This is a genomic window from Streptomyces nidicola, from assembly GCF_050106155.1.
Taxonomy (GTDB): domain Bacteria; phylum Actinomycetota; class Actinomycetes; order Streptomycetales; family Streptomycetaceae; genus Streptomyces.
In genome coordinates, this window is record NZ_JBNBPI010000001.1 from 2,518,989 (window position 1) to 2,541,129 (window position 22,141).

Consider the following 22,141-nt stretch of genomic DNA (forward strand, 5'->3'; position numbering starts at 1 on the left):
CGGACGTACCGGATCTCCGGTGCCGCGACGTCGGTGCCGGGACGCCCTGCCAGGAGACCTCGTATGCACCTCGTGACCTCGGCCGCCGCCGCGGAGCCGACCACCGGCATCGCGGGCTGGGCGGCCCATCTCGTCGATGTGCTCGGCGGCCCCGGAGCGGGGCTCGCGATCGCCCTGGAGAACCTCTTCCCGCCGCTGCCGAGCGAGGTCATCCTGCCGCTGACCGGCTTCGCCGCGGGCCAGGGCGCGATATCCCTCGCCTCGGCCCTGTTCTGGACAACGCTCGGCTCCGTCGTCGGGGCGGCGGTCCTCTACTGGATCGGCCGGGTCATCGGCCGTGAGCGGATGTACGCGCTGTGGGGCCGGATTCCGCTGGTGAAGGTGTCCGACCTGGAGAAGACGGAGGCCTGGTTCCAGCGGCACGGCACGAAGGCGGTGCTGCTGGGCCGGATGGTCCCGATCTTCCGCAGCCTGATCTCGATCCCGGCCGGCGTCGAACGCATGCCGCTGCCGGTGTTCCTGTCACTGACGGCGGTCGGCTCGCTGGTCTGGAACTCGGTGCTGATCCTCGCCGGCTACTGGCTGGGCGACCAGTGGGACCTGGTGGAGACGTACGTGGGCGTGATCTCCAAGGTGGTGCTCGGTGCGGCACTCGTCGCGCTGGTGGCGTACCTGGTCGTACGGCTGCGCGGCCGGGGCCGCCACCGGGACCGGGAGCGTCGGCCGAAGGTCCCCCGGTAGGCTCGGCTCCCGTGGGGTGGACGCAGGCGGGGCGCAGGGGGACGGGCGTACTCCTCGGGTGCGGCACCGCGATCACCGGCCTGCTGTACCTCGCCGTCGCCGGGGCCGCGCTCGGCCCCTTCCTTCTCCGGCCGCCCAGCCGTCCCCGGGCACGGGCCGCGCTGGCGGCGGGCGCCCGCCGGATCGCCGCCCTCGACCGGCGCCGCCGCACCGGCTGCTTCGGCGACCGCTTCCCGCTGCACTACGAGCCCGGCGACGGCGAGGTCCTGCGCTACGTCGCCACCCGCGCCTACGCCGGAACGGTCACCGCCGTCACGCTCGCCCTGGTCGGGTTCGGCGTCGTCCTCGCCGCCGTGTTCGCCACCGCCCTGGTGGGCGGCCGGGTCGGGCCCGCCGAACTGCTCTGGCAGGTCCTGCTCGGCGGCGTCCTGCTCTTCCTGGGCGTACAGGGTCTGCGTTCCCTGTACGCGCTGGACGCCCGGCTGGCCCGCGACACCTTCGGTCCCTCCGAGCGCGAGCTGCTGCGCCGCCGCATCGACGAACTCGCCACCAGCCGCGCCGCCGTCGTGCACGCCGTCGACGCGGAGCGCCGCCGCATCGAGCGCGATCTGCACGACGGCCTCCAGCAGCGGCTCGTCGCGCTCGCGATGCTGCTCGGCCGGGCCCGCCGCCCGGGCCGCACCCCGGAGCAAGCCGAGGCACTGCTGCGCCAGGCCCACGAGGAGTCCGAGGCGGTGCTGGCGGAGCTGCGCGAGGTGGCCTGGCGGGTGTATCCGTCGGCGCTCGACGGGCCGGGCCTGCGCGAGGCGCTGGGCGGCGTCGCGGAGCGCAGCCCGGTGCCGCTGCGGCTCGACTACGACGTATCCGGGCCGCTCCCCCAACTCGTGGAGACCGCCGCCTACTTCGTCGTGTCCGAGGCGGTGACGAACGCGGCCAAGCACGCCTGTGCCACGGACGTCGAGGCCCGACTCGCCCTCAAGGCAGGCGTGTTGACCGTCAGGGTGCGGGACGACGGAATGGGCGGCGCCGATCCGGCCGGTGCCGGGCTCAGCGGCCTGCGCGGACGCGTCGAGGCGCTCGACGGCCGGCTGCGCGTCGACAGCCCCTCGGGGGGACCCACCACCGTGACCGCGGAGCTGCCGTGCGCCTGATCATCGCCGAGGACTCGACCCTGCTCCGCGAGGGCCTGGTGCGGCTGCTCGCGGAGGAGGGGCACGAGGTCGTCGCCGCGCTCGGGGACGCCACCGCGCTGCCCGACACCGTCGACGAACTCGCCCCCGACGTCGTGGTCGTCGACATCCGGATGCCCCCGACGCACACCGACGAGGGGCTGCGGGCAGCCCTGGAGATCCGCGAGCGACGCCCGTCGACGGGCGTGCTGGTCCTCTCCCAGCACGTGGAACGCACCTACGCGGCGCAGCTGCTCGCGGGCGGCGCCGAGGGCATCGGTTATCTGCTCAAGGACCGGGTCGCGCGGGTCGGGGAGTTCCTGGACGCGCTGGACCGGATCCGGGCGGGCAGCGCGGTCATCGACCCTGAAGTCGTACGGCAGTTGGTGGGGCGCAGCACGCGCAGCGACTCCCTGTCAGGGCTCACGCCGCGTGAGCGCGACGTCCTGGAGGTGCTTGCGCAGGGCCACAGCAACACGGGCATCGCCGAGCGCCTGCATCTGTCCCTGAGTGCGGTGGAGAAGCATCTGAACGCGGTCTTCGACAAGCTGGACCTGCCGCGTGCCACCGGCTACAACCGGCGGATCCTCGCGGTTCTGCGCTACCTGGAGGCCTGACGCGTGGACGACGTACGGGAGTTGCCCGCTGCTGGGCCGGTTCGGCTGTGGCTTGTCACGGCGGGGCCGGGGAGCGCTCCGCCGGGGGACGGCGTCGGTGTTCTCGACGTCGAGGAGGCGCGGCGGGCTGCCGCATTTCGGTTCGACCGGCATCGGGTGCGGTACGTTGCCGCGCATCTCGCGCTCCGCGGCATTCTGGGTGAGCGGCTGGGGTGTGCTCCCGGTGACGTGCGGTTCACGCGTCTGGCCTGTCCCGGCTGTGGCGGGCCGCACGGGCGGCCGGCTCTCGTGGACGCGCCGGATGTGCACTTCTCCCTCTCGCACAGTGGTGACCTCGCCCTCGTGGCGCTGGCTCCCGCGCCGGTCGGCGCCGATGTGGAGGAGCTGCCTTCCGCCGAGGTGGCCGAGGAGCTCACGGCGGTGCTGCATCCGCGTGAGCGCGCGGAGCTGGCGGCGCTCGCGGGACCCGAGGAGCGCCGGCTCGCCGTGGCCCTCGCCTGGGTCCGCAAGGAGGCCTATCTGAAGGGGCTCGGCACGGGGCTTTCACGCGGTACCGACCTTGATTACGTGGGCGCCCGGGCCGACTCCCCCGGCGCCCCGGACGGCTGGTCGCTGTGGGATGTGCCAGTGCCCGGGGGGTACACGGCGGCGGTCGCGCTCGGTCCACAGACCTAGGACGGGGTCCCGATGTGTGACGGCCGTCGGAGTGCTTGGCTGGCCGCATGACCGAATTCAGCGATGCCGAACGCGCCTACCTGAAGTCGCAGCGCCTGGGCCGGATGGCCACCGTCGACCCGCAGGGGCGGCCGCAGGCCAACCCCGTCGGTTTCTTCCCGCAGGACGACGGGACGATCCTGATCGGCGGTTACTCGATGGGCACGACCAAGAAGTGGCGCAACCTGGAGGCCAACCCGAACGTCTCGCTCGTGGTCGACGACATCGCGAGCGTCAAGCCGTGGCGGGTGCGCGGCGTGGACATCCGCGGCGAGGCCGAACTCCTCGTGGGGCCCCACCAGTTGGGGCCCCACATGAGCGAGGAGGTCATCCGGATCCACCCGCGGAAGGTGCACAGTTGGGGGTTGGAGGAGGAGGTGGGCTGAGCCGTCGCGGCGCGTCCACCGGTCAGAGGGAGCCCTCCAGCGTGAGGAGTTCGACCTTGCGTTCCAGGCCGCCCGCGTACCCGGTCAGCGAGCCGTCCGCGCCGATCACCCGGTGGCAGGGCCGCACGATCAGCAGCGGGTTGGCGCCGACCGCGCCCCCGACGGCCCGGACGGCGGCGCGCGAGGCGCCGATGCGGGCGGCCACCTCGCCGTACGTGGTGGTGGCCCCGTACGGCACGGCGTCGAGCGCGTCCCACACCCGCCGCCGGAACTCGGTGCCCTCGGGCTTCAACTCCAGCTCGAATTCCTTGAGTTCACCGGCGAAGTAGGCGGCGAGCTGCCGCTCGGCCTCGGCGAACCGCGCGGGGTCGCGCACCCATCCCTCACCTCCCTCGCCGACGACACGGCCGCCCTTCTGCCCGGGTACGGAGAGGGAGGTGAGGGCACCGGAGGAGTCGGCGGTGAGCAGCAGCTCGCCGAGCGGGCTGGCCAGGGTCGTGTAGTAGGTCGTGGGGAGTTCGGTGCTGACGCTGGTGCTGGATTTCACAACTGTCCTTCTGCGATGAGGTGTTGGCGCGCGTACGAGCGCCAGGGGCGCCACGCGTCATCGGTCATGGAGCCGTCGTCCTCGGGCACACCCACGTCCGGGTCGCCCAGAGCTCGCAGGCGGATCAGGGCGGCCGTGCGCGGGGACATGCCGGGCAGCGCCCGCAGCGTCGCTTCGGCGCCGTCGCGGTCGGCTCCCGGGTCGAGGCGGAGCGCGCCGATGTGCAGGGCGCGGGCGAGCGCGCCGAGCGTGCCCGGCTCGTCGGCCAGCTCGCCCGGCTCGGGGAACAGCCGCTCGACGCCGCCACTGGGCGCGTCGAGCCGCTTGCCGTACCGCTCGACGAGCCGCGCGGCCTCCACCGGCCCCGCGACCAGGCGCAGCGCCAGTTCGTCGGGGTCGGCGGCGCCCGGCGAGCGCAGTCCCGGCCGGGCGGCGACCAGCGGGGCGAGCCGCGGGTCGAGGGCGAGCCGCTCGTCGATCGCGTACGGGTCGGCGTCGAGGTCGAAGAGGCGGCGTAGGCGGCCGACGGCGGTGGTCAGATCGCGCAGATCGGTCAGCTGGAGGCGTGCGTCCAGCCAGCCGCCCCGGTTCTCGGCCTGCGCGCCGGGCTGGTCGTGCGTGGTCTCGTCGACGCGTACGACACCGGTGCCGTACGGGAGCCGAAGCGCCCGCCGGAAGGTGCGCGCGCCGGGACGGCCGGTCAACTCCTCGACTCCGTCGAGGAGTTCGGAACCCAGCAGGTCGAAGACGGGACCGGCCTGATAGGCGCCGCGATGGGCGAGGCGCAGCGGGATTCCGGCGGCGGGTGCCAACGCGCGGCGCTTGTCGGGCGCCTCGGCGCGCAGCTGCGTGGGGGTGCGGGCGTACACCTCGCGGATCGTGTCGTTGAACTGCCTGACGCTCGCGAACCCGGCCGCGAACGCGATCTCGGTGACCGGCAGCGGGGTCGTCTGCAGCAGGACGCGCGCGGTGTGGGCGCGCTGGGCGCGGGCGAGTGCGACCGGGCCCGCGCCCAGCTCGGCGGTGAGCTGGCGCTGCACCTGGCGGGCGCTGTAGCCGAGCCGGGTGGCGAGCCCTCCGACGCCCTCGCGGTCGACGATGCCGTCGCCGATGAGCCGCATCGCGCGGCCCACGACGTCGGCCCGCACGTTCCAGTCGGCCGAGCCCGGCACCGCGTCGGGGCGGCAGCGGCGGCAGGCCCGGAAGCCCGAGCCCTGGGCCGCGGCGGCGGTGGCGTAGTACCGGACGTTGTGCCGCTTCGGGGTGACCGCGGGGCAGCTCGGCCGGCAGTAGATCCCGGTGGTCTCGACGGCGAAGAAGAACTCCCCGTCGAACCGCGCGTCGCGGCTGCGGACGGCTTCGTAGCGCGTGTCTTCGTCGGTCATCACGCTTCAAGTGTGCCGCGCCCCCGAACCCCGCGGCTGGCGGAATTCGGACGCGGCACTGCCCATCAAGCCTCCGCGGTCGGCGAGCAAATCAAGCACCCGGCGGCGGGTGCCCAAATCAAGCCCCTGCGGCGATTGAGCAGCGGGGTCCGGGGCGGAGCCCCGAGACCGCGCCCCCGGTGCAGGCCGAATGGTTAGCGGACACGCCCCCGTTTCGCCTCCAGCGCCGCACGGCCCTCCGCTCCCCGCTGCTTCCACACCTTCCGCATGTCCGCCCGCAACCTCGCATCCGTCCGCGCCGCCAGCCGCTCGTTCTCCCGCAGCAGCTTGCGATAGCTGTCGAGGCGGCGCTGGTGCAGCGAACCGTCCTCCAGCGCCGCCAGCACCGCACACCCGGGCTCGACCGTGTGCGCGCAGTCGTGGAACCGGCAGTCCTCCGCCAGCTCCGCGATCTCTGCGAAGACCTGCCCGACGCCGCCTTCCGCGTCGTACAGACCGACCCCGCGCAGCCCCGGCGTATCGATGAGCACGCCGCCGCCCGGCAGGGCGAACAGGTTCCGGGTGGTCGTGGTGTGGCGGCCCTTGCCGTCCATGTCGCGGACGGCCCGGACGTCCATCACATCCTCGCCCATCAGCGCGTTGGCCAGCGTCGACTTCCCGGCCCCGGACTGGCCGAGCAGCACGGACGTACCGTCGGCGACGACCGCCCGCAGCACCTCCGTACCGTTCCCGTCGTGCGCGCTGACGGGCAGCACCTGCACGCCGGGCGCGGCCGTCTCGACGTCGGACACGAGGTACGACAGGCCGACCGGGTCCGGCACGAGGTCGGCCTTGGTGAGGACGACCAGGGGCTGCGCGCCCGATTCCCAGGCCAGGGCGAGGAACCGTTCGATCCGCCCGAGGTCGAGCTCGGCCGCGAGGGAGACCGCGATGATCGCGTGGTCGACGTTCGCGGCGAGGATCTGCCCCTCGGACCGCTTGGAGGACGTGGAGCGCACGAAGGCGGTCCTGCGCGGCAGATACGCCTGTACGTAGCGGGGGTCGGCGCCGGCCGGGTCGACGGCGGCCCAGTCGCCGGTGCAGATCACCTTCATGGGGTCGCGGGGCACGACGTACTCGGTGTCGGCGTGCACGATCCCTTCCGGCGTGACGAGATCGCACCGCCCGCGGTCGACGCGCAGCACCCGGCCGGGCACGAGACCGCGCTCGGCGTAGGAGGCGAACATGTCCGCCCAGTCGGCGTCCCAGCCGTACGCGCCGAGAGCGGCGGTGCCGGTGGAATCCGAAGAAGTGGAACCAGAAGGAGTGGATCCAGAAGAAGTGGAACCGGTGGAAGACAAGGGGTGACCCTTCAAAGGGTGGCCCCGGCGCAGGTCATGCAGAGAAAAAGGGTGAGGTCAGCCGGTGGCCACAGAGGTGGACTTGATGAGCTTCCGGATGCGGGCAGCGCCCTTCGCAACGACAGCCATCGGTCGACACCTCCTCGATCACGCACTCGGCGCGCACTCGGCACGCACTCCACGGTGGCAGCGGCCACCCCGACGCCGACGACGATAGCCACGGCCCCCATCCACCCGCCACCGGTTTTTCACGTGGTCGACCCCGGGTCAGGTGGACGTCACACACATCGAACACGCACCATGACACGGTGTCACTTCCCCACCAGCCCCAGCAGCCCCACCCGTCCGAAGACCCCGAGCAGTCCCAACAGACGCCCCTGCCCCGGCACATGGTCGTGTGCGGCGACGACGCGTTGGCCGAACGGCTCGGCACCGAACTGCGCGAGCTGTACCGCGCCCAGGTCACCATCGTCGTACCGTCGACGCGCACCGCGGGCGAACCCGCGCAGGGCGCCGGCCGGATGCGGGCCGCCGCGCTGCTGAGCCGGGTGCAGGCCGCGATGGGCCGGCTCGCGCCGTCCGACGACGACTCGCTCGCCGGTCAGGCGCCGCGCGTCATGGAGGCCGCGGTGCTCAGCGAGGACGCGTTGACGGAGGCGGGCGTGGCGCGGGCGGACGCGCTGGCCCTGGTGCACGACGACGACGAGACCAATATCCGCGCCGCCCTTGCGGCCCGCCGCCTCAACCCCCGGCTGCGCCTCGTCATCCGGCTCTTCGACCGCAAGCTCGGCCAGCATCTGGCCCAACTCCTCGACCAGGCGGCCGTGCTGGCGCAGCCGGACCTCGCCGCGGAGGGCCTCGACACCTCCACCACCATCCTGTCCGACGCCGACACGGCGGCGCCCGCGCTCGCCGCGACGGCCGTGGCGGGCACCGGCAAGGTCGTGCAGGCCGACGGGCTGCTGCTGCGTGCGGTCGAGCGCGCACCGCGCGGCCGGGGCCTGGCCGCCGCCCCCGGCCTGTGCACGCTCGCGATCCTCTCCTCGTCGAACAACGACCCGTCGGACACGGAGGGTTCGGACACCTCGGGCCAGGAGGAGCCGCTGCTGCTGCCGGGCGACGAGGAGATCGCGGCGGCGGTCGGGCGCGGCAGCGTCGTCCTCGACACGGTCACGCCGTCGGAGCCCGCGCTGCCGCCGCGGCGCCTCGCCGCGCGGGCGCTGCCGCTCGGCTCGCTGTTCTCGCGCCGGGTGCGCTGGTCCCTGGCCGTGCTCGTGGTGTGCGTGCTCGGTCTCGCGCTCGCCACCTGGGCGACGACCGAGTCGAACCCGTGGCGGGCCGGCTATCTCACCATGCTCGACCTGTTCGCCATCGACGAACCGGCGATCGGCGAGCCCGCGGCCCGGCAGATCATCCAACTCCTCACCGGATTCGCCGGGTTGCTGCTGCTGCCCGTGCTCATGGCCGCGGTCCTGGAGGCGATGGGCACCTTCCGCACCGCCTCCGCACTGCGCCGCCCGCCGCGCGGCCTTTCCGGGCACATCGTCCTGCTCGGCCTCGGCAAGATCGGCACCCGCGTCCTGGCCCGGCTGCACGAACTCGGCGTCCCCGTCGTGTGCGTGGAGGAGAACCCGGAGGCCCGCGGCATCCCGCTCGCCCGCAGGCTGCGCGTGCCGACGGTCATCGGCGACGTACGCGACGAGGGCGTCCTGGAAGCCGCCAAGGTGTCGAGGTCGCACGCCTTCCTCGCCCTCACCAGCCTCGACACCACCAACCTGGAGGCCGCGCTCTACGCCCGCTCGGTCAAGCCGAACCTCCAGGTGAGCCTGCGCCTGTACGACGACGCCTTCGCCACCGCCGTCTACCGCACGCTGCGCGCCGCACACCCGCGCGCCCTCACCCGCAGCCGCAGCGTCACGACCCTCGCGGCGCCCGCCTTCGCCGGGGCGATGATGGGCCGGCAGGTCCTCGGCGCGATTCCGGTCGAGCGCCGCGTGCTGCTGTTCGCCGCGCTGGACGTGGCGGGCCATCCGCACCTGGAGGGGCGTACGGTCGCCACGTCGTTCCGGGCCGGTGCCTGGCGCGTGCTCGCCGTCGACTCCACCGCGCCCGGCGAACGGCGGACCGACGTCGGGACGGATCCCGAGGAGGACGGGTCGACCCCGGGGCCCGGGCCGGTCTGGGAGATGGACCCTGAGTATGTGCTGCGGCCCACCGACCGTGTCGTCCTCGCCGCCACCCGCAGGGGCCTCGCCGAGCTCCTGGACTCGCAGTCGTCGCAGCCGGCGCACGCGTCGCATCAGTAAGCCGCCCCCGTTCCGGCCCGGCCCGTCACGGTGACGGGCCGGGCCGGCCCCGTCCGGATGGCCGGTATTGCGGGTCCCGCCGGGCTCGCTCCCGCTGTACCCTCGCCCTAGTATCCGTTTCATCCGATTTGATCGGTTTGATCGGTTTACCCGATACGGCAATCTAGGGAAGGTGCTCGCCCGTGGCCAGTGGCCTCAACGCCGACACCGTCGGTCCGGTGGATGTCGCCGTGATCGCTTTCGACGGCAACCGCTTCAGCGGCGACGTCGCGCCCGCGTTGCGTGACCTGCAGAAGGACGGGACCGTACGGATCCTGGACCTGTGCTTCATCCGTAAGGCGGCCGACGGGTCCGTCGATGTCGTCGAGCTCGGCGACCCCGAGGTCACCGAGCTGTTCCAGCAGGTGGCCGACGTACGGTTCGACCTGCTCAGCGACGAGGACCTGAAGACGGTCTCCGACAACCTTCCGGCCTCGTCCTCCGCGCTCGTCCTGGCCTGGGAGAACACCTGGGCCGCACGTCTCGGCACGGCCGTGCGGGACTCGAACGGGCAGGTGCTGATGCTCGAGCGCATCCCGCGCGAGTCCGTCGACGAGGCCATCGAAGCGCTCGCCACGGCCTGACGACACACCTACGTACACGTATAAGGACGGTCAGCATGCCGCAACGATTCGGACGGCCCGGGCTCCTTGGCACGATCGCGCGCACCGCGGTCATCTCCGGCACGGCCTCCGCGGTCTCCGGCCGGGTGAACCGCAGGATGGCCGACCGTGACATGCGCCAGCAGATGGACGCGCAGGCGCAGCAACAGGCCATGGTCGACCAGGCGGCGCATCAGGCGCAGGCGCAGATGGCGCCGCCGGCTGCCGCGCCCGGTGGTACGGACCGGGTGTCGCAGCTTCAGGCGCTTGCCGAGCTGAAGGCGCAGGGGTTGCTCACGGAGCAGGAGTTCGCGGCGGAGAAGGCGCGGATTCTCAACGGTTGAGTGTCACCGGCCGGCCCACCGCCCCACACGGTGGACCGGCCGGAGTTTTTGTTGCGGCGGTCCGTGCTTACGCCGCGGGGCTCTGCCCCGGACCCCGCGCCTCAATCGCCGGCCGGGCTGGATTTGCCCGGCCACCGCCTTGGGCCGCCGGAGAGACTTGAAATGCCCAGCCGCCGCAGGGGCTCAAAGTGCTCAGCCGCGCAGCGCCGACGCGAAGATTCCCGGGAGCTTCGCCGCCGAAGGAGCCGTCGTGTACGCCGTGAGGCGCTTCATGGTCGTCAGGCCCGTGCGGTTCGTGACGTAGAACGGGGGGCGCGGGGACAGCGACGGGGAGCCGGTGAACAGGCCGCGCGGCGACGGGGCGAACGGGGCGCGCACCACCGTCTTCTCGATGTCCTCCAGCATGAACGCGTTGTGCACGAAGCCGATGCCGCTGCCGATGTCCCCCCGGGTGTTGCCGGGGAAGGCGCCCCACGGCGTGTAGCCGAGCAGGAAGCCGAAGGCCGACCAGACGTTGACGCCCAGCGTGCCGTAGCGCAGCGCGGCGATCGCGTCGGCGACCGCGCCGGAGTGGGCGCGCTCCGTCTTCGGGTGCACGAGCAGCGTGGCGCCGAGGGTGCCGGGGAGCTTGTCGTTGGCGAACTCCGTTGCCGCCGCGAGGAAGTGGGGCGCGTCGGCGCCCGGGAGACGGACCACGCCGAGGGCGCTGGCGAACACCTCGTCCGTGATCATGACGTCGTCCATGCCCTCGATCTCCGGGACGAGGACGCGGCACGAGTCGTCGATGCCGAGCTTCTCGGCGCCCGGGTGGGCGTCCGTGACCTTGGCGACGCGGTCGGCCGCGCCCGGGTAGTAGTCGGGCCGCGGCGACAGCTCGGCGAGGACCTTGCGGACCTCGGCGAGCAGCTTCTCCGTGCCGTCCCACTCGCGGGGCACGACGAGGACCTGCGTGGCGATGCAGTTGTGGCCCGAGTTGTTGAGCTTGCTGGTGACGATGTGCTCGGCCTGGAAGCGGAAGTCCGCGTCGCTCCACGGGCCCGGCGTCACGATGCAGGGGCTGACGCCGCCGAGCTCGCTGGTGAACGGCTTGGTGGTGAGCGGGGCGTCCTCGGCGCGGCGCTGGTCGGCCTGCTCGTCGGTGCCCCACACGATGGCGTCGTGGGTGCGCTCGCTGCCGGTGACGTGGATGGTGTCGATGTCCTCGTGCCCGGTGAGGTACGCGCCCTCGGCGGCACCGCCGTCGACGAAGCGGACCCAGCCGCGGTCCACGTACTCGGCGAAGACCTTCTCGAAGTGCGGGCGCAGATAGGCGTTGACGGGGTTCATCTTGGCGATGACGACCTCGCCCTCCGCGTACAGCTTCTGGAGGATGTCGAGCGGCGTGATCGAGGCGACGTTCCCCGCGCCGAGGACGAGGGAGACCGCCGACTCGCCGGGACGTCCGCGGTACTCCCCCGCCGCGCGGGCCAGGACCTGCTCGCGGGTGGTGCCGGGCAGCGTCCACACCTGCGCGGTGAAGCCGTTGAGCAGCAGCCGGTCGGAGGCGAGGGTCGGGAAGACGTCGACGACGGTGCGGCCCTCGTGGCTGCGCACGGACTTGGGGTCGACCGGCTCCTTGCCTGCGGCGAGGCGGCGCAGGACGTGCAGGTAGGCGGTGATCGTCTGGGCGAGGGCCCAGGGCGCGGTGATCCAGTCCTCGGCGGCCCACTCCGAGGTCTCGGCGTAGCCCTTGGCGGCGGCCGCGTCGGAGACCATCGCGGCGGCCCCGTCGGCGATCCGCGGGAGCGTCCGCTCCAGGAGCGCGATGCGCTCGTCCAGCGGCGTCGCGGTCCAGGACGGTGCGTGCTCGCGCAGGTCGCGGACGGCCTGGTCCAGCGGTGAGGTGTCGAGTGCTGCTGCGGCGCTCACGGGCAACTCCTTGGAAACGCGGGGGAAATGGGGGGTCGTTCCGTCGATCATGTCATCCGGGGGTAACCCCCGGTAAGGGCAGGCTGCGTGACGGAGGGTCAGCCGGTCAACCGTGCGCGGTCGCGCTCCGGGTCGATCAGGGCGAAGGCGAGCACGGCGCCGACCGCGACGAGCACTCCGGTGACGAACACGGCGTGCTGGTACCCGGCGTCGCCCTGCGCGTCGACGAGGGCGCCGACGACGGCGGGCGCGAGCAGCCCGGAGACCGTGACGAGGGCGTTCATCAGGCCGAGGGCGCCGCCGCTGCGGGCGGCCGGGGCGAGTTCGGCGACGGTGGTCGCGGCCACGGTGGCGTACGAGCCGCTGAAGCCGAAGCCGAGGGCGACGAGCACGGTCTGCGCGGGCACCGAGCCGACGAACGGCGTCAGGAGGCAGCAGCCGGCGCCGATCGCGAGCATGCATCCGCCGACCCAGCCGCGGGCCTTCCTGCTGACGACGCCGCGCCGCATGAGCCGGCCGGTGAGCGCGGCCTGCCCGAGCAGGACGACGGCGCCGACGGCCCAGGGCAGGACGACCAGCTTGCCCGCGGTGGCCGCCGAGTAGTCCAGCGCGTTGCGCAGATACGAGGGCATCCACACCAGCATCAGCGCCACGGACCAGTAGCTCATGAAGTACGCGAGGGTGCTGCCGATCCACGTACGGCTGGCGAAGATCCTCCGGTACGGGACCGTGGGCGCGTGCTCGTCCGGGACCTGCGTGGCCTTGACCACGCGGGCCCGCGGGCTGTCCGCGCCGAACAGCGCCCACAGCGCGGCCCACACCACGCCGATCCCGGCGAGCACCCACAGGGCCGAGCGCCAGCCGTGGTGCTGGATCACCCAGGACAGGCCCGGCGAGGAGATGATCACGCCGAGCGTGATGCCGATGGTGAGCAGCGCACTCGGCAGGTTCCGCTTGTCGTTGGGGAACCAGGACAGCGTGGCCTGCTGCGCGACGGGGAACGCCGGGCCCTCCGCGGCGCCCAGGAACACCCGCGAGCCGATCAGCACGGCAAGACCCCCGCCGACAGCCGCGGGCACCTGCGCCACGGACCAGAGCACGGCCATCGCCAGGAGCAGCAGCTTCGGCGACACCCGGTCCGCCGCCATCCCCACCACGATCGCGGCGACGGAGAAGAGCAGGAAGAACGCGCTGTTGGCGAGCCCGAACTGGGTCGCGCTCAGGTGCAGATCGGCGCGGATCTCGTCGGCGGCGAGGCCGAGCACGGACTTGTCCGCGAAGTTGACCATCATGAAGACCACGAGGAGCGCGGTCACGGTCCAGGCCCGCCGCCCGCTGGGCACAGCCGTCTCAACTGCCGCGCCCGGCACGGCGGATGCGGTGGTCACGAGAGCGGCACTCCGGCGATCGCGATGCGCTCCATCACACGCTTGGCCGGGAAGTAGTCGTTGACCGCGTAGTGCTGGACGGCGATGTTGTCCCAGATCGCGATCGAGTCGGGCTCCCAGTGGAAGCGGATCTGGAACTCGGGGATGCGCGCCTGGAGCACGAGGATGTCGAGGAGCTCGCGGTTCTCCTCCTCGGACAGGCCCTTGATGTACCGGGTGAACGGCTCGTTCACGTACAGGGTCCTGCGGCCGCTGCGCGGGTGGCGCACCACGACGGGGTGCTCGACCTGCGGCCAGCTCTTGCGGAACTCCGCCTTCTGCTCGTCGTTCATGAGCGCGCCCCAGCTGGCCTCCCAGTCGTGGACCGCGACGAGGTTCTCGATCCGCTCCTTCAGGTCGTCGGGGAGGTTGTCGTACGCGGCGCCCATGTCGCACCACATGGTGTCGCCGCCCGCGGCGGGCACCTCGACGGCGCGCAGCACGGCGCCGAGCGAGGGGTTGACCATGAACGAGTGGTCGCTGTGCCAGATGTTCTTGTTGCCGGCCGCCTTGGCGTCCTTGGCGAGCCGGGAGATGCCGACGGTGTCGGTCTTCCCGAAGAACGGGTTGGGCTCCGGCGGGCCCCAGAGGCTCGAAAGCGCCATGTGGTTCTCGGAGTCGAAGCCGGTCTGCCCCCGGAAGAAGATCACCTTCCATTCGAGGAGCGCCGCGCGCAGCTCGTCGGCGAGCTCCTCGGTGATCGGCTTCGTCAGGTCGACACCGCGGAGCACGGCCCCGAAGTGCGGGGTGAGCGGTTCGACCTCGAACAGCTTGTAGGTCACCTGCTCCGCGCCCGGCGCGAGCCGGTCCAGGACACGGCTCCCGTAACGCATCAGGGGCTTGTCCAGTACGGGCCTGGGGTTCTCGACGGGGGCCGTCGCGACGTCGTGCATGGGGGGTCCTCCCAACAGCGAACGTTATTACGTAACCGGCAGTATCGATATTGGATCGCGGCAGGGCAAGGGGTCCGGGCCGATGGATTTCAGGAATGTCCCGGGGTACGCGCGCGACGCCCCGCGGGCAGCACAAAAGCCGCACCCGGCGACAACTCACCTGGTACGTAAGGGATGTGATGATGGATCAGCGGACGGCTACGCCCTCGCTACCGGACCTCGACCGCCCTGCCGATCAGGTCCACCACGGAATCCACCAGCTCCTTCTCCGGCGTCCGCTGCTCGGCGACGAGCCGGAAGACGAGGGACGAGGCGATGAGGGTCGTCACGTCGGTGATCGGGGCGTCGGCCCGTACGTCACCGCGCGCGATGCCGCGCTCCAGCAGATGCCGCGTCTCGCTCGTCACCCGCGTCACGTACGCCCGGAACGCCTCGCGCCCCGCGCCCGCCTCCGCCGCCGCGCTGATCACACCGGCGAGCAGCCGGTCGACACCGGGCTGCCGGTAGGCACGCACACGTTCCATGAGGACCGCGCGCAGTTCGGCCCTGAAGTCCCCCATGTCGGGCACCGTCAGCGTCCCGACGCGGGACTCGGCCGCGGCGATGATCAGGTCCTGCTTGGTGGGCCAGCGCCGGTACATGGCCGGCTTGCTCACCCCCGCGCGGGTCGCGACGGCATCCATGGTCAGCGCGCCCATGCCCTGCTCCGCCACCAGCTCGACGACGGCCTCGAGCACGGCCCTGGTGACGTGCTCCTGACGCGGCCGCCCCGGCCCCCTGCGCGCTTGCTGTACCTGCTCATCGGCCATGCCGAGACCCTACAGCCGCGCAGCTCAGGCCAGTTCGGCCCGCAGCACATGCTTGGTGATCTTCCCCGACGGCGTACGCGGAAGGGCGTCGCGCAGGATCAGTTCGCGCGGCACCTTGTAGCGGGCGATCCGCGTCTCCAGCCAGCCGCGCACCCCGGCCAGATCGAGGCCCGCGCCCTCGCGCGGCACGACGAAGGCCACCACGGTCTCGCCCCACTGCGGGTGCGGCCGGCCGACGACGGCGACGTCGAGCACGTCCGGGTGGCCCCGCAGCGCGCCCTCGACCTCCTGCGACGCGACGTTCTCGCCGCCGGTGATGATCACGTCCTTCATCCGGTCGACGAGCGTGACATAGCCGTCCTCGTCGATCCGTCCCAGGTCACCGCTGCGGTACCAGTCACCGGCGAACGCCTCGGCGGTGGCCGCGTCGTCGTCCAGGTAGCCGAGCATGCGGGTGTCGGTGCGCAGCCAGATCTCGCCGCTCCCGCCGGCCTCCGCGTCGCTCCCGTCGGGGCGTACGACGCGCAGGTCCACGCCCGGCATGCCGCCGCGCCCGATCGCGCCCGCCTTGTCCGCGTGCTCGGCCGGGAGGAGCGAGGCGCCCGCCGGCCCGGTCTCGCTCATCCCGTACACCTGCTGGAAGTTCTCGGTGCCGTACGCCTTCATCAGGCGGCGCACGGTGTCCGCGTCGAGGGGGCCCGCGCCGTAGAGCCAGACGCGGACGGACGACACGTCGTAGTCGGCGTGGTCCGGGACCGTCTGGGTCGGGGCGATGAGCGCGATGGGCGCGCCGAACAGCGCGGTGATCCGCTCGCGCTGGATGGCCTCCAGCATGCCGCGGGGCTCGTACTCGCGTTGCAACACGACGGTGCCGCCCGCGAACAGGGTGCCGAGGGTCATGTTGTTGAGCGGCGCCGCGTGCCAGATCGGCATGCAGATCAGGAAGCGTTCGTCGCCGCGCAGCGACATCGTCGCCGCGGAGTACGCGGCGGTCAGGGCGGCCGTACGGTGCGAGTGGACGCAGCCCTTGGGCGTGCCCGAGGTGCCGGAGGTGTAGAGGATCTCCGCCACGTCGGTGTCCGGGCGCTCCTCACCGGTCCATGGTTCGGCGGCGGCGACGAGCGCCTCGAAGGCGTCCGCGGGGAGCTGGTCGGCCGGGGTGTCCGGATGGCTGAGCAGCCAGCGCACGCCCGGGTCCGCGGCGGTCGCGCGCTCGCCGATCTCCGCGTCGACGAGAGCGACGCGCGCCCCGCAGTGCTTCAGCTGGCGCGCCACCTCGGCCGTCTGGAGCTTGTGGTTGACGGGCACGAGGGTCGCGCCGAGCGACCAGGCGCCGAAGGCGGCGAAAAGGAAGGCCGGGGTGTTGTACGTCATCACGGCGAGGCGGTCGCCGGGACCGAGGCCCGCGTCGCGCAGCACGGCGGCGGCACGGCGCGCGGCGGCACCGAACTCCCGGTAGTTCCACCGCTGTTCGCGGTAGACGACGGCTTCCTTCGTACTGCCCGAGCGAACAGCGCTGTCCAGCAGGGCACTGAGGTGCATCACGTTCTCCTGACGGGCCTTGAGGCCTGTGTCGTGTTGCCCCACCGGCGGAACCGACCGACCATGGCGGGAAACTCTGAATGATGGTTCACTGCTTGCATGGCCTACCGCAAGACCCCCGCCGAAATTCGTCGGCTCGAAGCAGCGCGCGAGCACCTCGTCGCCTGCGCCACCTCCGTCGTCGCCGAGGTGGGCTGGGCGCAGGCGTCCGTGACGGCGGTCGCCGACGCCGCCGGGATCGCGGCGGGCTCGGTCTACCAGCACTTTCCGTCGAAGGCGGCGCTCGCGGTCGAGGTGTTCCGGCGGGCCGCGGCGCGGGAGGTGACCGTGGTCGGCGGGGTGCTCCAGGGGGACGGCGACCCGGTGCTGCGGCTGCGGCGCGGGGTGGAGGTGTTCGCCCGGCGCGCGCTGGAGAACCGCGGCCTCGCCCACGCCCTGCTCGTCGCCCCCGCCGACCCCAAGGTCGGGGCTGAGCGCATCGACTACCGGCGCCGCTACCACACGCTGTTCGCCGCGGTCGTGCACGAGGGCATGGCGGCGGGTCTGCTGCCGAAGCAGAACGGCGAGATCACGGCGGCCGCGCTCACCGGCGCGATCGGCGAGGTGCTCGCCGACCCGCTCGCCGCCCACGACGAGGCCGCGGGCGGCGAGTTGATCGCCGAACTCACCGCGATGGCGCTGCGCTGCGCGGGCGCACCGCCCGCGCCCTGACCCGCTCCCTTGTTTCGCTCCCCTGACCCGCCCCCCCCCTGTTTCGCTCCCCTGTTTCGCTCACGTCGAAGGAGCCCCTCATGCAGTCGAACCCGTCGCAGACGCACGAAGTGACCAACCAGGCCCCGCCGTTGACCGGACACGATGCCGCCGACGACGCGGTCCTCCTGGAGGGCATACGTCGCGAGGGCGCCGAGTGGCACATCGAGGAGCTGCACCGCTTCGGCCGCTACGTGGGCAGCGAGGAGGCCCGCCTCTGGGCCGACCAGGCCAACCGGCACGAGCCCGAGCTGCGCACGCACGACCGCTACGGCAACCGCGTCGACGAGGTCGACTTCCACCCCTCGTACCACTCCCTGATGCGCGCGACGGTGGCCGCGGGCGCGGCGGGTTCCGCGTGGGCGGACGAGCGACCGGGCGCGCACGTGGCCCGCGCGGGCACCTTCATGCTCGCCACGATGCTGGAGCAGGGCCACATGTGCCCGGTCTCCATGACGTACGCGGTGGTGCCCGCGCTGCGCCGTGCGCCCGAACTCGCCAAGGTCTACGAGCCGTTGCTCACGAGCACCGTCTACGAGCCCGGCCTCCGGGCCCCCGCCGAAAAGCGCGGCCTGCTCGCCGGGATGGGCATGACGGAGAAGCAGGGCGGCACGGATGTGCGCGCGAACACGACGTCGGCGGTCGAGCAGCCGGACGGTACGTGGCGGCTGCGGGGCCACAAGTGGTTCACGTCGGCCCCGATGAACGACGTCTTCCTGGTCCTTGCACAAGCCCCCGGTGGCCTGTCCTGCTTCCTGGTCCCCCGCGTCCTGCCCGACGGCAGCCGCAACACGTTCCGCATCCAGCGCCTGAAGGACAAGCTCGGCAACCGGTCGAACGCGTCCAGCGAGCCGGAGTTCGACGACACGGTGGCCTGGCTCGTCGGGGACGAGGGCAAGGGGGTGCGGACCATCATCGACATGGTGACGATGACGCGGCTCGACTGCGTCCTGGGTTCGGCGGCCCACGTCCGCGAGTCCCTGGCACAGGCGGCCCACCACAGCCGTCACCGTTCGGTGTTCGGCGCGAAGCTGATCGACCAGCCGTTGATGCGGAACGTCCTCGCGGACCTGGCCCTGGAGTCGGAGGCGGCGACGACGCTCGGGCTGCGGCTCGCGGGCGCGGCGGACCGGGGTGAGCGGGCGTTCCTCCGCCTGGCCACGGCGGTGGGCAAGTACTGGGTGTGCAAGCGGCAGCCGGCCGCTGTGGCGGAGGCGCTGGAATGCCTGGGCGGCAACGGGTATGACGAGGCGTCAGGCATGCCGCGCCTCTACCGCGAGGCCCCGCTCAACGGTATCTGGGAGGGTTCCGGAAACGTCAACGCACTCGACATGCTGCGGGCGTTGACCCGCGAGCCGGAGTCCCTGGAGGCGTTCCGGGCGGAGGTCGAGGCGGCGTCCGGAGCGGATGTCCGCCTGGACACGGCGTGGCGCGAACTCCAGGCCGAACTGGCCTCGCCCGAGGACGCGCAACTCCGCGCCCGCCGGGTGATCGAACGAGCGGCCCTCGTCCTCCAGGCTTCCCTCCTGGTCCGCCACGCACCGCCCGCGGTCGCCGACACCTTCTGCGCGACCCGCCTGGCCGGCGACCACGGCCTCGCCTTCGGCACGCTGCCGCCTGCGTCGGACTTCGGGGGGATCCTGGGGCGGTTGCCGGCGTAGGGGGCGGGGCGTGGTGGGGCTCGGCGGGTACCGGGTGGCGGGTGCCGGGGTTCGGCGGGTGATGGGTGCCGAGGCTCGGCGGGTTGCGGGTGGCGGCGGGTCCTGGGTCCCGGCGGGTGGCGGGGCCCGGCGGAGGACGGGCTCCACCGACACGGCACCGCGCCCGCCCCCCCCCCACCGGGGGTCCTCACGTCCCCGACCTTGCGGCACCCACCGCCCACCGGGGAACGACCTACACGGCACCACGCCCCGGCACCACGGAGTTCGTCACCCACCGGAGACCCTGGCGTCCCGGCCCTGCGGTATCCGCCGCCCACCGGGGCCCTCACATCCCCCGCCCCGCGGCACCCGCCACCCACCCGGGAACGGCCGACGAACGCCCCGAGGCCCCGGCCTGCGAAGTCCCTCACCCACCCGGGAAGCGGTCGACACGGAACCGCACCCGCGGGCCTACGAAGACCCTCAACCACCAAGGCCCCACCAACACCGCACCGCACCCCGGCACTACGGACTTCGTCGCCCACCGGAATCGGTCGACGCCCGCCCGGGAATCGGTCGACGCCCGCCCGCCCAGGCCATTACTTCCGCCCTGGGGCGCCCCCCCTACTCCCCTCCCGCCTATCTCCCACCCACCCGCCCCCTCCGGGGGCGTCGGCCCGACGGGGTGCCGCCATCCCACTCTGGGTAATCCGCCGCCAGGCCAGCCCCCGACCCCTTGGGGTCGACGCCGCCACCGCCTCGGCCAATCCGCCACCAAAGCGGCTCCCCGCCCAGTGCGGTCGACGCCACCTCCGCCTCGGGCAACGCCCACCACGGCTCCCCACCCACTACGGCCGCCTCGGCCGATCCACCACCAAGACGACTCCCCACCCCGTGCGGTCAACGTTGCCACCACCTTGGGCAACTCCGCCGGCCGCGGCTCCCCACCCGTCACGGTCGGCCGCACGCCCCTTGGGTAACGCCCACTACGGCTTCCCACCCGAGACGGCAAGAGCCGCACCCGCCTTGGGCAATCTGCCGCCTTGGGCGGCAGGGTGGGCAAGGCGGAACCCCGGTGCAGCGCACCCCTCACGACGGGCCCAGCCTCGGCACAGCAACCGGGCCCCGGACGGGCCAAAGCCCCCGGAGGGGGCGGGCGGTGGGAGACAGGCCGGCGGCGCAGCCTGAACAGAACGGGGCCGCGCAACCCGGACGAGAGGGCCGACCACGGCAAGGCCCCGGTGCAGCGCACCCCTCACGCCAGGCCCCGCCCCGGCACAGCAACCGGGCCCCGGACGGGCCAAAGCCCCCGGAGGGGGCGGGCGGTGGGACATGGCCGGGCACCGGCACAGCCGGAGGGACACCGGTCCCGCGCACCGATCACGTGGCACGCCAACCCCGACCGAACCCCAACCCACCACGCCACAAGCACACAACCACCCCAACCCCCGGGACACGCACCGCCCCACACACCCCACACCCTCACGGCGACGCCACCCCCAACACAGCAACCAGGCCCCGGAGGGGGCGGGCGGTGGGAGATGACCGGGCACCGGCACAACCGGAGGGCCACCGGTGCCCCGCACCGATACGACAGCGCCGGTCACGGCAGGACCCGAGACCCCGACCCCGGCCCCGGCCCCGGCCCCGCACACCACCACAACGCCGCCCATGGTGCAGCCACCGAGCCCCCGGAGGCCAAAGCCCCCGGAGGGGGCGGGCGGTGGGAGATGACCGGGCACCGGCTCAACCGGAGAGGCACCGATGCCCCGCACCGAAACCACAGCGCCACCCCGGCAGACCCCGAAAACCCCGGCGCCACGCACCAGCACCACAACCCCAACCACGACACCGCCCCAAACCCCCGGCCCCGCGCACCACCACCACAACCTCAACCACACCCCCGCCCCCTCACCCCGCCCCCTTCACCTCACACGTCACCCCACCCGCCGCACACCAATGCGTACGTCCGCCCACGAGGTGGAGTTCCAGGTCCGCGTCGGACATGCCGTGGCGGTCGAGTGCGGCGCGCAGGGCCGTGGGGGCCGGCTGGGGCGGGAGCCCGAGGACGCCGACCACCACCACGCCCTGCCGCACCTCCACGGAGGAGATGTCCCAGTTCCGGCCGGCCGCCCACTCCTCCGCGACCGGCCGCGCGTCCGCCGCGAGGTTCCGGTCCCGCCACACCGACACCGTCCCCGTGGTGAGCGGCACCGCGATCAGCAGCAGCACCCCGACCACCGCCACCAACGTACGACCGTGAAATTCCCCCACGTACCGCTCGGACTCCAGGGCCGCGCCCCGGATCCCGTACACGAGGAACACCACGGTCCCGGTCGCCACGATCGCGGCGACGTTCGTGGCGAACAGCAGCCCCGACTCGAACGCGTCGTGGAACCGGCCCACCGTGATCAGCAGCCCCGTCACGGCCAGCGGCGGCACCAGCGAGATGGCGATCGCGACGCCCGGCAGCGTGTCGGAGATGTCCGCGCGGACCAGCGCGAACGCGCCGACCGTGCCCGTGGCGAGCGCGGCCAGCAGGTCGATGAGGCGGGGGCTGATCCGCGACGACACCTGCGAGTTCGACGCGAAGTCGTCGGGCGGCGCCGCGATCCACCCCAGCAGCATCCCGATCGCCACCACCGCGAGCGCCCCGCCGAGCACAAGCAGCACGCACCGTACGACCTGGGAGCGGTCCGCGAGGACCAGGGCGAGCGCGCTGCCGAGGATCGGCGTCATCAGCGGGGCGACGATCATCGCGCCGATGACCGTGGCCGTCGAGTCGCCCACCACACCCGCGGCCGCGATCACCGACGCCAGCACGAGCAGGCCCCAGAACCGGGTCGAGCCGGGGCTCTTCCACCCGCGCTCGATGAACAGCGTGTCCGTCATGCGCCGGACCGTGTCCGCGTCGACCTTCCCCATCGCCCTCACCGTCCTCGAACCCGTCCCCGAACCGAACCCGAACCGAACCCGACCCCG

General features: G+C 72.8%; 19 protein-coding genes. 10 read left to right on the forward strand and 9 right to left on the reverse strand.

The window, feature by feature from the left end:
- Positions 1-63 precede the first annotated feature (63 nt).
- The 5 genes from ACOKM3_RS11515 to ACOKM3_RS11535 are packed head-to-tail and all read left to right on the forward strand — an operon-like array spanning position 64 to position 3,627.
- On the forward strand, positions 64-741 hold the full coding sequence (locus ACOKM3_RS11515; protein ID WP_426899561.1) for a DedA family protein: 678 nt from the start codon (positions 64-66) through the stop codon (positions 739-741).
- 11 nt (positions 742-752) lie between these two features.
- Positions 753-1,892, forward strand: coding sequence for a sensor histidine kinase (locus ACOKM3_RS11520; RefSeq protein ID WP_426899563.1), 1,140 nt, complete (start codon positions 753-755; stop codon positions 1,890-1,892).
- Positions 1,883-2,527, forward strand: a complete 645-nt coding sequence (locus ACOKM3_RS11525) for a response regulator (protein WP_426899565.1) — start codon at positions 1,883-1,885, stop codon at positions 2,525-2,527. Before ACOKM3_RS11520 ends, ACOKM3_RS11525 begins: the two co-directional genes overlap by 10 nt.
- A gap of 3 nt (positions 2,528-2,530) precedes the next feature.
- On the forward strand, positions 2,531-3,202 hold the full coding sequence (locus ACOKM3_RS11530; RefSeq protein ID WP_426899567.1) for a 4'-phosphopantetheinyl transferase family protein: 672 nt from the start codon (positions 2,531-2,533) through the stop codon (positions 3,200-3,202).
- A gap of 47 nt (positions 3,203-3,249) precedes the next feature.
- Complete coding sequence (locus tag ACOKM3_RS11535; protein ID WP_426899569.1) at positions 3,250-3,627, forward strand: PPOX class F420-dependent oxidoreductase; 378 nt, start codon at positions 3,250-3,252, stop codon at positions 3,625-3,627.
- A gap of 22 nt (positions 3,628-3,649) precedes the next feature.
- Here the strand turns inward: ACOKM3_RS11535 and ACOKM3_RS11540 are convergent, their stop codons facing one another.
- The 3 genes from ACOKM3_RS11540 to rsgA form a co-directional block, all read right to left on the reverse strand.
- Positions 3,650-4,174 (reverse strand): methylated-DNA--[protein]-cysteine S-methyltransferase, encoded by a 525-nt coding sequence (locus ACOKM3_RS11540; protein WP_426899571.1) that lies wholly within the window; start codon positions 4,172-4,174, stop codon positions 3,650-3,652.
- On the reverse strand, positions 4,171-5,559 hold the full coding sequence (locus ACOKM3_RS11545; protein WP_426906767.1) for a bifunctional transcriptional activator/DNA repair enzyme AdaA: 1,389 nt from the start codon (positions 5,557-5,559) through the stop codon (positions 4,171-4,173). Before ACOKM3_RS11545 ends, ACOKM3_RS11540 begins: the two co-directional genes overlap by 4 nt.
- 194 nt (positions 5,560-5,753) lie before the next feature.
- Positions 5,754-6,899 carry a ribosome small subunit-dependent GTPase A gene (gene rsgA, locus ACOKM3_RS11550; RefSeq protein ID WP_426899573.1) on the reverse strand — a complete coding sequence of 382 codons (1,146 nt, stop codon included), beginning with the start codon at positions 6,897-6,899 and terminating at the stop codon, positions 5,754-5,756.
- A gap of 389 nt (positions 6,900-7,288) precedes the next feature.
- Here rsgA and ACOKM3_RS11555 point away from each other — a divergent pair, with 389 nt between their 5' ends.
- The 3 genes from ACOKM3_RS11555 to ACOKM3_RS11565 all read left to right on the forward strand — a co-directional run bounded on the left by ACOKM3_RS11555 (position 7,289) and on the right by ACOKM3_RS11565 (position 10,190).
- Entirely contained in the window at positions 7,289-9,205 is a 1,917-nt protein-coding gene (locus ACOKM3_RS11555) for a potassium channel family protein (RefSeq protein ID WP_426906768.1), read from the forward strand.
- Between the two features lie 182 nt (positions 9,206-9,387).
- Positions 9,388-9,828, forward strand: a complete 441-nt coding sequence (locus ACOKM3_RS11560; protein WP_426899575.1) for a DUF6325 family protein — start codon at positions 9,388-9,390, stop codon at positions 9,826-9,828.
- Between the two features lie 35 nt (positions 9,829-9,863).
- On the forward strand, positions 9,864-10,190 hold the full coding sequence (locus ACOKM3_RS11565; RefSeq protein ID WP_426899577.1) for an SHOCT domain-containing protein: 327 nt from the start codon (positions 9,864-9,866) through the stop codon (positions 10,188-10,190).
- A 192-nt stretch (positions 10,191-10,382) separates the two neighbouring features.
- Here ACOKM3_RS11565 and ACOKM3_RS11570 read toward each other — a convergent pair whose 3' ends face one another.
- From ACOKM3_RS11570 to ACOKM3_RS11590, 5 genes are all read right to left on the reverse strand, one after another.
- Positions 10,383-12,098, reverse strand: coding sequence for an aldehyde dehydrogenase family protein (locus tag ACOKM3_RS11570; protein WP_426899579.1), 1,716 nt, complete (start codon positions 12,096-12,098; stop codon positions 10,383-10,385).
- Positions 12,099-12,196: 98 nt separating this feature from the next.
- Positions 12,197-13,486: an MFS transporter gene (locus ACOKM3_RS11575; RefSeq protein WP_426899581.1), complete on the reverse strand. Its 1,290-nt coding sequence runs from the start codon at positions 13,484-13,486 to the stop codon at positions 12,197-12,199.
- The gene (locus ACOKM3_RS11580; RefSeq protein WP_426899583.1) at positions 13,483-14,418 is read right to left on the reverse strand and encodes a TauD/TfdA dioxygenase family protein; all 936 of its coding nucleotides are present in this window, start codon (positions 14,416-14,418) and stop codon (positions 13,483-13,485) included. Before ACOKM3_RS11580 ends, ACOKM3_RS11575 begins: the two co-directional genes overlap by 4 nt.
- Before the next feature lie 209 nt (positions 14,419-14,627).
- Entirely contained in the window at positions 14,628-15,227 is a 600-nt protein-coding gene (locus ACOKM3_RS11585; RefSeq protein ID WP_426899585.1) for a TetR/AcrR family transcriptional regulator, read from the reverse strand.
- Positions 15,228-15,251: 24 nt separating this feature from the next.
- Positions 15,252-16,769, reverse strand: coding sequence for a class I adenylate-forming enzyme family protein (locus ACOKM3_RS11590; protein WP_426899587.1), 1,518 nt, complete (start codon positions 16,767-16,769; stop codon positions 15,252-15,254).
- A gap of 99 nt (positions 16,770-16,868) precedes the next feature.
- Between ACOKM3_RS11590 and ACOKM3_RS11595 the strand changes: the two genes are divergently transcribed.
- A complete protein-coding gene (locus ACOKM3_RS11595) occupies positions 16,869-17,480 on the forward strand; it encodes a TetR/AcrR family transcriptional regulator (RefSeq protein WP_426899589.1) in 612 nt (203 codons plus the stop codon).
- Between the two features lie 80 nt (positions 17,481-17,560).
- Entirely contained in the window at positions 17,561-19,180 is a 1,620-nt protein-coding gene (locus ACOKM3_RS11600; protein ID WP_426899591.1) for an acyl-CoA dehydrogenase family protein, read from the forward strand.
- A gap of 1,890 nt (positions 19,181-21,070) precedes the next feature.
- Here ACOKM3_RS11600 and ACOKM3_RS11605 read toward each other — a convergent pair.
- Positions 21,071-22,084: a TIGR00341 family protein gene (locus tag ACOKM3_RS11605; protein ID WP_426899593.1), complete on the reverse strand. Its 1,014-nt coding sequence runs from the start codon at positions 22,082-22,084 to the stop codon at positions 21,071-21,073.
- Between the last annotated feature and the right edge of the window lie 57 nt (positions 22,085-22,141).

Excerpts from the sequence above, each read along its gene's own strand:
- ACOKM3_RS11585 (WP_426899585.1), bottom strand. The coding sequence starts at position 15,227 with ATGGCCGATGAGCAGGTACAGCAAGCGCGCAGGGGGCCGGGGCGGCCG.
- ACOKM3_RS11545 (WP_426906767.1), bottom strand. The coding sequence starts at position 5,559 with ATGACCGACGAAGACACGCGCTACGAAGCCGTCCGCAGCCGCGACGCG.
- ACOKM3_RS11565 (WP_426899577.1), top strand. The coding sequence starts at position 9,864 with ATGCCGCAACGATTCGGACGGCCCGGGCTCCTTGGCACGATCGCGCGC.
- ACOKM3_RS11590 (WP_426899587.1), bottom strand. The coding sequence starts at position 16,769 with ATGCACCTCAGTGCCCTGCTGGACAGCGCTGTTCGCTCGGGCAGTACG.
- ACOKM3_RS11595 (WP_426899589.1), top strand. The coding sequence starts at position 16,869 with ATGGCCTACCGCAAGACCCCCGCCGAAATTCGTCGGCTCGAAGCAGCG.
- ACOKM3_RS11535 (WP_426899569.1), top strand. The coding sequence starts at position 3,250 with ATGACCGAATTCAGCGATGCCGAACGCGCCTACCTGAAGTCGCAGCGC.
- ACOKM3_RS11515 (WP_426899561.1), top strand. The coding sequence starts at position 64 with ATGCACCTCGTGACCTCGGCCGCCGCCGCGGAGCCGACCACCGGCATC.
- ACOKM3_RS11580 (WP_426899583.1), bottom strand. The coding sequence starts at position 14,418 with ATGCACGACGTCGCGACGGCCCCCGTCGAGAACCCCAGGCCCGTACTG.
- ACOKM3_RS11555 (WP_426906768.1), top strand. The coding sequence starts at position 7,289 with ATGGTCGTGTGCGGCGACGACGCGTTGGCCGAACGGCTCGGCACCGAA.
- ACOKM3_RS11600 (WP_426899591.1), top strand. The coding sequence starts at position 17,561 with ATGCAGTCGAACCCGTCGCAGACGCACGAAGTGACCAACCAGGCCCCG.
- ACOKM3_RS11605 (WP_426899593.1), bottom strand. The coding sequence starts at position 22,084 with ATGGGGAAGGTCGACGCGGACACGGTCCGGCGCATGACGGACACGCTG.